1 protein-coding gene is annotated in these 264 nt (G+C 68.6%); it reads left to right on the top strand.

Annotated features, from left to right (window positions below; genetic code table 11):
• Positions 1–264, top strand: a 264-nt coding sequence (locus ACAG21_RS28130; protein ID WP_370499519.1) for an aldehyde dehydrogenase family protein, incomplete at both ends; no start/stop codon positions are given.

Below are 264 nucleotides of genomic sequence, written 5' to 3'. Positions count from 1 at the left end.
CGCTGACCGGCAGCGAGCCGGCCGGCCAGTCCGTCGGCGCCATCGCCGGCGACGAGATCAAGCCCACCGTGCTCGAGCTGGGCGGCAGCGACCCGTTCATCGTGATGCCGTCGGCCAACCTCGACGAGGCCGCCAAGACCGCGGTCACCGCCCGGGTGCAAAACAACGGCCAATCGTGCATCGCCGCCAAGCGGTTCATCATCCACACCGACATCTACGACGCCTTCGTCGACAAGTTCACCGAGCGCATGGCCGCGCTCACGG

The sequence above is a fragment of the Mycobacterium sp. pR1184 genome (assembly GCF_041287235.1).
GTDB lineage: Bacteria > Actinomycetota > Actinomycetes > Mycobacteriales > Mycobacteriaceae > Mycobacterium.
This window is presented reverse-complemented; position numbering and strand designations above follow the sequence as displayed.